7 protein-coding genes and 1 pseudogene are annotated in these 9,932 nt (G+C 32.6%); 3 read left to right on the forward strand and 5 right to left on the reverse strand.

The genetic code is table 11. The features are described from left to right. The coding region (locus WBN21_RS10690) for a ComEC/Rec2 family competence protein (RefSeq protein WP_424200121.1) at positions 1 to 1,370 on the forward strand (1,370 nt) is incomplete at its 5' end. Between the two features lie 4 nt (positions 1,371 to 1,374). On the opposite strand, the gene WBN21_RS10695 is transcribed toward WBN21_RS10690, so the two are convergent. From WBN21_RS10695 to WBN21_RS10715, 5 genes are all read right to left on the reverse strand, one after another. After that, positions 1,375 to 1,845, reverse strand: coding sequence for a thioredoxin family protein (locus WBN21_RS10695; RefSeq protein ID WP_424200123.1), 471 nt, complete (start codon positions 1,843 to 1,845; stop codon positions 1,375 to 1,377). 18 nt (positions 1,846 to 1,863) lie between these two features. Continuing rightward, positions 1,864 to 2,412 (reverse strand): thioredoxin family protein, encoded by a 549-nt coding sequence (locus tag WBN21_RS10700; RefSeq protein WP_424200125.1) that lies wholly within the window; start codon positions 2,410 to 2,412, stop codon positions 1,864 to 1,866. A gap of 88 nt (positions 2,413 to 2,500) precedes the next feature. Continuing rightward, positions 2,501 to 4,243, reverse strand: a complete 1,743-nt coding sequence (locus WBN21_RS10705; protein ID WP_424200126.1) for a peptide MFS transporter — start codon at positions 4,241 to 4,243, stop codon at positions 2,501 to 2,503. Positions 4,244 to 4,278: 35 nt separating this feature from the next. Next, the gene (locus WBN21_RS10710) at positions 4,279 to 5,781 is read right to left on the reverse strand and encodes a peptide MFS transporter (RefSeq protein ID WP_424200128.1); all 1,503 of its coding nucleotides are present in this window, start codon (positions 5,779 to 5,781) and stop codon (positions 4,279 to 4,281) included. A 5-nt stretch (positions 5,782 to 5,786) separates the two neighbouring features. Continuing rightward, positions 5,787 to 8,021, reverse strand: a complete 2,235-nt coding sequence (locus tag WBN21_RS10715) for a S9 family peptidase (RefSeq protein WP_424200129.1) — start codon at positions 8,019 to 8,021, stop codon at positions 5,787 to 5,789. Between the two features lie 239 nt (positions 8,022 to 8,260). Here WBN21_RS10715 and WBN21_RS10720 point away from each other — a divergent pair, with 239 nt between their 5' ends. Both WBN21_RS10720 and WBN21_RS10725 read left to right on the forward strand, forming a co-directional pair. Beyond that, entirely contained in the window at positions 8,261 to 9,586 is a 1,326-nt protein-coding gene (locus tag WBN21_RS10720; RefSeq protein ID WP_424200131.1) for a hydroxymethylglutaryl-CoA reductase, degradative, read from the forward strand. 3 nt (positions 9,587 to 9,589) lie between these two features. Next, a pseudogene (locus tag WBN21_RS10725) lies at positions 9,590 to 9,932 on the forward strand (GYDIA family GHMP kinase); the annotation flags it as partial.

The raw sequence follows: 9,932 nt of genomic DNA on the forward strand, positions 1-9,932 counted from the left end.
TTAAACCAGATGAACTAGCTATTATTAATGCCCTTTTATTGGGCCAACGCCAGGATATTAGCGAAGAAGTTTACACAAGTTACGCTAATGCGGGTGTCATACATATTTTAGCGGTTTCAGGGCTTCACGTTGGATTGATACTTTTAATCTTGAGTTTTATTTTCAAACCCTTGGAACGTTTTAAACATGGCAAACTCATAAAAACCATTTTACTAGTAAGCATTTTATGGAGTTTTGCATTAATTGCTGGTTTATCAGCTTCGGTTACTCGAGCGGTAACCATGTTTAGTATTGTAGCCATTGCTATAAACCTTAAAAGACCAACAAATATTTATAACACCTTAGCTATAAGCATGTTTATTATATTGCTTTTTAAACCGCTATTTATATTTGACGTTGGTTTTCAATTAAGCTATTTGGCGGTTTTCGCTATTGTTGCTATCGACCCTTTTTTATACAACCTTTGGAGACCAAAATATTGGGTTACAGACAAATTTTGGCATACGTTTACGGTTACTGTTTCTGCACAGTTTGGAATTTTACCTGTTAGCTTATATTACTTTCATCAATTTCCTGGTTTGTTTTTTATTTCGAACGTGGTTATTATTCCTTTTTTAGGAATCATTTTAGGCTTAGGGCTTTTTATAATTCTATTAGCCGTTTTAAATATGCTCCCACAATTTGTAGCAGATTTTTACGGAAACATCATCAGCCAGATGAATAATTTTGTTGGTTGGATTTCTAAACAAGAAGCCTTTTTACTGAAAGATATAGCTTTTAATCTTTTATATGTTTTGGTTTCATATGTGCTTATTGTCACGTTTGTCAGACTGCTTTACAAAAGAAATTTTTCAAACTTAAGATGGTTTTTAATTGCCATACTAATGGTTCAAGGCGCATTTATTTACAATGAATATACCAAGCCATCCAATGAATTTATTGTATTCCACAAAAGCAGATTTAGTCTATTAGGACAAACATCAAATAATAAAATTCTAGTTTCAACTGATTTTGATAGTATTACAAAATCGACTAGCAATATAATAACTGACTATGTTGTTGGCAATCATATAAAAAGCTTGAAAGAACAAAAAATTCCTTCAATTTTTCAGCTTAATGAAAAATCTGTTTTAGTAATTGATAGCCTCGGAATTTATAATATTAAGTCAATAAAACCTGATTATGTATTACTTAGGCAATCACCAAAAATCAACTTAAATAGATTAATAGACTCTTTAAACCCAAAGCAAATTATTGTCGATGGCAGTAGCTACACCTCTTATGTTAAGCGTTGGGAAAGTATATGTAAAAAAAGAAAGCTCCCTTTTCACCAAACCAGTAAAAAGGGAGCTTTTATATTAGAATATTAAAACTTTAAATAGTTTTTTTAACAATGCCATTTGCAACCTCTAGCCATTTATTTGCACCGCCACGTACATAACCTGTTTTTCCCAGGCTATTCAAATTCATTTTACCATCTGGCGTTTTTTCCGGACTTACAAAATGAACAGAAGGATACCCTCTTACTTTAAAAATGCTTTGTAATTGTCTGTTTTGTACTTTAATTTTCTCGTCTTGAGGTGTTCTTCTTGGGAAGTCTAATTCAACTAAAACCAAATCGTTCGACCATTTTTCAAAATCTGAAGTTTTAAAAACTTCATTTTGCAATTTTGTACACCAACCACACCAGTCAGATCCAGTGAAAAACAGCATCACTTTTTTATTTTCCTTAATTGCTATTTCTAAAGCTTGATTAACGTCTGTGTGCCAAGTTAATCTTTCTTGAGAAAAACTATTTACAGAAACCAAAACCCCAAAAATGAGCGTAATTATTAATTTTTTCATTAAATATTTATTTTACTATTAACTTTTAAACTCAGACTTAAAGGCTTTATAGTATTCATTAAATTTTTCTTGCGTATCAAGAATTTTATGGTCGTCTTTTTTAAACATTTTAAGATATAACTCCATTTGTTCCGGCGTTTTATATCCAGTTAAAGGAAAAATACGATTCGCTTGCTCATCTAAAAACATAATTGTTGGAAATGCTTGAATTTGATAATAACGAGATAATTCATGCGCAGAGTTTCTTCTATTTGCTAATGCTGGGTTATAATCTGGGTTAGTAAATGTTTTACCACTAAAATTAATTTCATCATTTCCTTCAGCATTAAACTTCACGGCATAGTAATGTTTATTTACATAATCGGCTACATCTTTATTTTGAAATGTGTTTTTATCTAACATTTTACAAGGACCACACCAATTGGTATAAACATCCATCATAATTTTTTTGGGAGTTTTCTTCTGAAGCGCAACAGCTTCTTCAAGGGTTACCCAATTTATCTGTTGAGCTATGGCATTTAAATTCACAAAAGCCAATGCTAAAACTAAAAATATTGTTTTCTTCATAATTAATTAGGTTGCAAAAGTTGTTCCGAACTTACAAAAAATGCTCCAAATTAGGAGCATTTTGAATATTTTTTAACTATTTATTCGATTAACGTACGCCGTGCATTAGTTTTTTAATAACAGGTTGAAACAAAATAGAGACTACTCCAACAACAACAGATACAATTGTTAAAATCCAGAAGAAATAACTAATTCCGTTTTCATCGGCAATTTTATCTACATTTTCACCAAATACGCCAGCACCTTTCATTCCTATGGCAATGGCTAAATACCAAACACCAAACATAAAAGCAATCATTCTTGCAGGCACCAGTTTACTAACATAGGACAAGCCTACTGGAGATATACACAATTCGCCCATAGTGTGAAACAAGTAAACTAAAATAAGCCATATAATGCTTACTGAAGCTGTTTTTGCACCTGGTTCAATTCCCATAGCTCCAAATGCCACACAGGCCATACCGAGAGCAAGAAGAAACATGCCTATTCCATACTTTGTATTTGCCGACGGGTTATACTTGCTTTCCCACCATTTAGAAAATAATGGCGCTAAAGTAATGATGTATAATGAGTTTAAACTAGCAAACCAAGATGCTGGAATTTCTAAATTATCATCATTAAACTGATTAATTAACATCCAAATAGCAATAGCCCAAACAATAATAAAACTAATACTAAGTACAATATTTGCCCATTTATATTTAGCAAAGGTTTGTTTAAACAATAAATATAATACCCAAGTTATAATTCCCAATGGTATAACAACCATACAAGAGTTTACAATTCTAAAAATATTAGCAGATGAACCTTCTAAAGATCTGTCCGTATAATCATTTGCAAAAATGGTTAATGTACCCGGAGACTGCTCGAAAATAGCCCAAAAGAATACAGATAATAAAGCAAAGAAAGTAACGGCTATAAGTTTATCTCTAGTGATTTTTGAATACTGAGTAAATCGATAGAATAATAAAACAAGAAATAAACCTAAGGCTGTTAAAATGGCTATGTTATTACCATTTTCACCTAGGAAAGAAAATATATTAATTTTTCCTCCAGAAATTGTTGTTGCGGGTGCATTTAGAATCCATAACAACCCTAAAACAACCATAATTAAAATTAAACCTAATTGCCAAGATGTGAAAGGTACGCGCTTGTCTTTATCAAGAGCCTCAATAGAATTGGCGTCGCCTTTTATAGGTTTTAATCCAATATTACCAAATATATTTTGAGCCAACCAAAATTGTATTAATCCAAAAAGCATAAAAATTCCTGCTAAGCCAAAACCAAGACTCCAACCAACTTGCTCTCCTAAATATCCACATAAAATAATACCAATAAATGCCCCGGCATTAACTCCCATATAAAAAATGGTATAAGCACCATCCTTTTTTTGAGGCCTGTCTTTATACATTTCTGATATAATAGAAGTCATATTAGGTTTAAAGAATCCATTACCTATTACTAATAAACCTAGCCCCAAATAAATAGACCATTCGGTTTCAAAAGCCATGGATGCATGACCAAGTGTCATTAATAAAGCTCCCACTAAAACGGCATATCTAAAACCAATTATTTTATCGGCAAAATAACCGCCCATCATAGTTGATAGGTATACCAAACCAACATACGAGCCAAACAAAGCCATGGCATGCTCTCTCGGCCAACCCCAACCTTCATCAAACAAAGAAGCTGTTAAAAACAGCACTAATAAAGAACGCATTCCGTAATATGAAAATCGTTCCCACATTTCTGTAAAAAACAAAACAAATAAACCCGAAGGGTGACCTAATACAGTACTTTTAAAAAATTGGTCGGTAGTATTTTCTGCCATAATATTAGTTATAATCTTAAAGTTAATTAATTCTTTTAATGCACTTTACCCATTAGTTTTTTCATTAAAGGAGAAAAAGCAATAACAGCTAATCCTGCGCCTAATGCGTATTTAGCAATTAATAAAAACCCATCGGTATAAATTGCTAAAGTATCTAAACCACCTACGTTTACATCAGTACTTTCAACTGCTAGTTGTTTTGAAATAAACCCAACAATTTGAAACGCATAAGCAGAAGATAAAAACCAAACACCCATCATAAATGCTACAATATTTTTAGGTGATAAATCTGTTATTTTTGACAATCCAACAGGAGACATAAACAATTCTCCAATAGAAATAATAAAATACATGATAAACAAATAGGCAAATGGCACCATCCCGTTTTCATCTGCACTTGCACCACTTGTTGAAAGTATATAGAAACTAAGACCCGCCAAAACCAATCCTAAACCAAATTTATAAGGTGTTCTAGGGTTTAAGTTCTTTTTTGCCAAATACGCCCATAACAATGAAATAGGAATGGCAAGAATAATAATAAACATAGAATTTAATGCATTGGTTTGAGCAGGATTCATAATGCCACCTAAGTCAACATTTCTTGAAGCGAACAACGTAATTACACTACCTGAAAGCTCATGAAAACCCCAAAACAATGTCATAAAAAAGGTGATTAAAACTGCCATAAACAGTTTTTTACGTGCTTCAACATCTAACTTAACCATGATATAAACGATATAAGCTAAAACAGCAAATCCAATAAATTTAAAAATAAAACTCACATAATTTTGTTGCCAAGAGGAAAGTAAATAAGCAATTAGGGGAGCACATAAAAATGCTATTATTGGAATTAAGGTTTTTTGCGGAATACCAATAATCTTCTTTTCATAAACCGCTTGGCTTGGTGGCAAACCTCTATCTCCAAAAACGTTCTTTTTGATGCCGCTCCAAAAGAATATCAAACCTGTTAACATACCAATACCAGCTAAGCCAAATCCGTAATGCCAGCCATATGTAGCCGCCAACCAACCACATAAAAGTGGTGCAACAAAGCCTCCAATATTAATTCCCATATAAAAAATGGTAAAACCAGAATCTTTTCTAACATCACCATCTTCATATAAAGAGCCAACAAAAGTTGAGATATTCGGTTTAAAGAAACCATTCCCAACTACAATTAATGCTAAAGCTAAAAAGAAGGCTATATTATTTTCAATGGCTAGCACAAAATGTCCTAATGCCATTAAAATACCTCCTAAAAAAATGGAGCTCCGCATGCCTAAAATTTTATCAGAAATTTGCCCTCCAATAACTGTAGATGCATAAACTAAGGATCCGTAAGAAGCATAAACCACAGCTGTGGCGGCATCTCTTTCAACAATGGCCTTGAAAATTTCTTGCACCATGTAAAGCGTCAATAAAGCACGCATACCATAGAAACTAAAACGTTCCCATAACTCTGCAAAAAATAAATAAAATAGGCCTTTAGGATGACCAAACATTTGAGGTTCTTGGTTAGTTGGAATAGTTTTCGACATATGTTTTATCCTTTTATTTTAACTTGATTTACGTTAGTTTCATCTTCTTTTTGAATTTTATCACCTAGAGTTTCATTAATAAAATGAGTCATTTTTTTGTATAGGTGAAGTCTTGTATTCCCTCCATATATACCATGGTTTTTATCTGGATAAACAGCCCAATCAAATTGTTTATCAGCTTGAATTAAAGCTTCAGCTAATCGCATGGTATTTTGTAAATGTACGTTATCATCTGCAGAACCATGCACTAAAAGAAAATCTCCTTTTAATTTATCGACATGATTTATTGGAGAATTATCATCATAACCACTTTCATTTTCTTGAGGTGTCGTCATATAACGCTCTGTATAAATTGAATCATAAAAACGCCAGCTACTAACCGGAGCAACTGCAATGGCCATTTTAAACACATCATTACCTTTAAACAAACAGTTACTACTCATAAAGCCACCAAAACTCCAACCCCATATACCTATTCGACTGGCATCAATATAAGGCAAATCACCTAATTGCTTGGCTGCTTGAATTTGATCTTCAACTTCATATTTACCCAATTCATTTTGCGTTACCTTTTTAAATTCAGCACCTTTAAAACCGGTTCCTCTTCCGTCTACACAGGCAATTATGTAACCTTCTTGTGCTAATTGCTGATACCAATAATCATTAGCACTATTCCAGCGGTTAGCCACTTGCTGCGATCCAGGACCAGAATATTGGTACATTAATAATGGATAGGTTTTAGAGGCATCAAAATTTGCTGGTTTAATCATCCACATATTCAAATCGTTATCTTTAACATGAATCGTACTGAATTCTTTTTTAGAAGTTATATAATCCGAAAGTATTTGAGCTGCTTTATCGTTATCCTTAATACTTTTTATTAAATTCCCAGATTCAGAACTATTCAAAGTATATTCAGGTGGTGTTGTAGCGCTTGAAAAGGTGTTAATAAAAAATGAAAAATCGGCACTAAAAGCGGCATCATTCGTACCTTCACTTTTGGTTAACCGGGTTTTATTTCTGCCGTTAAGGTTTATAGAATAAACGTCTCTATTAATGGAACCATTTTCAACTGATTGATAAAAAATAGTGTTTTTATTTTCATCATAGCCATAATAGCTAGTGACTTCCCAATTTCCTTTTGTCACCTGATTTATTAATTTTCCGTTTTTATCATAATGATATATATGATTATAACCATCTTTTTCACTTGTCCAAATAAAACTATTATCCTTTAAAAAGGTTAAATTATCAGTAACATCAACATAGGCTTCATCTTTTTCAGCTAACACCAAGTTTGCCTTATTTGTTTTGGCATTAATCATCCATAAATCCAATTCATTTTGATGCCTGTTTATATACTGAGCGCTTAAAAAATCGGGGTTATTGGTCCATTTAATTCGAGGAATATAAAAATCTTTGTATTCCTTATTTACCTTCACCTTATTGGTTGTTTTTTCATTCACATTATAAATATGAAGTGACACATTTGAGTTAGCTTCACCAGCCTTTGGATATTTAAAAACTTGTTGAGTTTGGTAAAGTTCAGAACCATAAACATCCATAGAAAATTCAGGAACATTTGTTTCATCAAACCTTATAAATGCTATTTTATCACTATCGGCATTCCAATCAAAAGCCCGAACAAAAGCAAATTCTTCTTCATATACCCAATCCGTAATCCCATTAATTATTTCATTCTTTTTACCATCCGTAGTTACTTGAGTAATTTCACCCGAATTTAAATCTTTATAGTAAAGATTGTTTTCCTTTACAAAAGCAACTTTTTTACCATCAGGAGAAAATGTTGGTTCTTGAATTTTATCTTCAGATATTAAATCTAACGAAGCATTTATTACATTGTACACATAATAATTTCCCAAAGCAGAATGCCTATAAATGGCTTCTTCGTTGGTTGCCAAAATGACTTGGTTTTCATCGTTACTAAATGTATAATTTGTAAAATAAGGAATAGCCTCCAAATTTAAAGAACTCACCAAAGTCTTAACCTTTTCCAAGGTTTTGTAGTCATAAATATCAATAGAGGTGCTTTTGGTTTCTCTATCAAAATTTAAAACCGAATACTCTTGACCATTAGCCATAGAATGTAGGGCGTCCATTCGCTCTGTTCTAAAAGTGCCATCTTTCCATATATCTTCAAGCGTAATTGTTTCTGTTTGAGCAGCTAATATTGTAGTAACAAAAAGACTAATGAGTAGGAAGAATTTAATATGTTTCATTAATTATAAGGATTGTATTTTTAACTTTATTTTTTCCTAATCAACTATGTTTCAGCATTAAAATATTAGTCAATTATAGATGTTTTGTTTGAATAGGTATTTATTTGACAAAATGATGTCAAGTTTACTAAAAATTATGCAAAAAACCGTAATTATTAACACTTAAATAACTTGGTTTATAAGTGGATATTCAATATTCATACCAAGAGTAGTATCTTTGTTCTGCAAAATTGAACACTATGAGCAAAACTATTGCTGGTTTTTCTAAATTATCTAAATCAAAAAAGATTGATTGGATTGTTGATACCTATTTTCCAAATTCAAAAAATACCAAAGCTATTTTAAAGCAATATTGGAATTCAAATGATAGCCTTCAGCAGTTACATGATGAGTTTATAGAAAACACGATAACCAACTATTATTTACCACTTGGTGTGGCGCCTAATTTTTTAATAAACAACAAGCTGTACACCATTCCTATGGCAATTGAGGAAAGCTCGGTGGTTGCTGCAGCAAGTAAAGCAGCGAAATTTTGGTTGGAACGCGGTGGTTTTAAAACTAAAGTGATTTCCACCACTAAAATTGGACAAGTTCATTTTATTTACAAGGGCGATTTTGAAAAATTAAAACAGTATTTCAGTCAAGTAAAACCAAAACTTATTGAAGAAACATCGGCCATCACTAAGAACATGAAAAAACGTGGTGGCGGAATTATGGATATTGATTTGCGAAATAAAACATCCGATATTGCAAACTATTATCAATTACATGCATCTTTTGAAACCTTGGACGCTATGGGTGCGAATTTTATAAACTCCTGTTTAGAACAATTTGCAAAAACATTTAAAAACGAGGCTTTAAATTTTAATTTGTTTTCTGAAACTGAAAGGCAAATTGACATTGTAATGAGTATTCTCTCAAACTACGTACCAGATTGTTTGGTGCGCGCAGAAGTGAGTTGTCAGGTTGATGAATTAAGTGAAAACAAAAATGTTTCGGGTAAAGCTTTTGCTGATAAATTTATACAAGCCGTAAATATTGCCGAAGTTGAACCATACAGAGCCGTAACGCATAACAAAGGCATTATGAACGGTATTGATGCCGTTGTTTTAGCCACAGGAAATGATTTTAGAGCTGTTGAGGCGGGAGTACATGCCTATGCTTCAAGACATGGAAAATACCGCAGCTTAACACATGCCAAAGTTGAAGATGACATTTTTACTTTTTGGATGGAAATTCCATTAGCTTTAGGAACCGTTGGAGGACTAACAGGCTTACACCCTTTGGTTAAATTAGCTTTAGAATTATTACATAAACCATCAGCTAAAGAATTAATGCAAATTGTTGCTGTTGCTGGATTAGCTCAAAATTTTGCCGCATTGCGTTCGTTGACGACAACCGGAATTCAGCAAGGTCATATGAAAATGCACTTGATGAATATACTAAACCAATTTGAAGCTAATGCTCAAGAAAAAGAAACTTTAATTGATCATTTTAAAAGCAATACAGCAACACATAGTGCCGTTGTTGAAGCTCTAGAAAACTTACGTTCTAACAATTCCTAATATATGCAAGAGTTTTATAGTCATGGTAAGCTTTTGCTTGCAGGTGAATACGTTGTACTTGATGGCGCTTTAGCATTTGCTATACCAACAAAATATGGGCAATCTTTAACCGTTGAGTCCATTAATAAAAAAGTATTGCATTGGAAGAGTTTGGACGAGAAGGAAACTATTTGGTTTGAGCATGAATTTGAGTTAAAAAACGACGACATAATAATTTCTGCTGATTATGATGATACCACAAAAAGGTTATCACAAATACTAAACGATGCGAAAACGTTAAACCCGAATTTTTTAAAAACTGAAACAGGGTTTAAGGTCACAACCTCATTAACTTTCCCTAGAGAAT

The organism is Algibacter sp. (genome assembly GCF_049667265.1).
Lineage (GTDB): Bacteria > Bacteroidota > Bacteroidia > Flavobacteriales > Flavobacteriaceae > Algibacter_B.

Coding starts and splice junctions, on each gene's coding strand:
- WBN21_RS10710 (WP_424200128.1), bottom strand. CDS start 5,781: ATGTCGAAAACTATTCCAACTAACCAAGAACCTCAAATGTTTGGTCAT.
- WBN21_RS10705 (WP_424200126.1), bottom strand. CDS start 4,243: ATGGCAGAAAATACTACCGACCAATTTTTTAAAAGTACTGTATTAGGT.
- WBN21_RS10700 (WP_424200125.1), bottom strand. CDS start 2,412: ATGAAGAAAACAATATTTTTAGTTTTAGCATTGGCTTTTGTGAATTTA.
- WBN21_RS10715 (WP_424200129.1), bottom strand. CDS start 8,021: ATGAAACATATTAAATTCTTCCTACTCATTAGTCTTTTTGTTACTACA.
- WBN21_RS10695 (WP_424200123.1), bottom strand. CDS start 1,845: ATGAAAAAATTAATAATTACGCTCATTTTTGGGGTTTTGGTTTCTGTA.
- WBN21_RS10720 (WP_424200131.1), top strand. CDS start 8,261: ATGAGCAAAACTATTGCTGGTTTTTCTAAATTATCTAAATCAAAAAAG.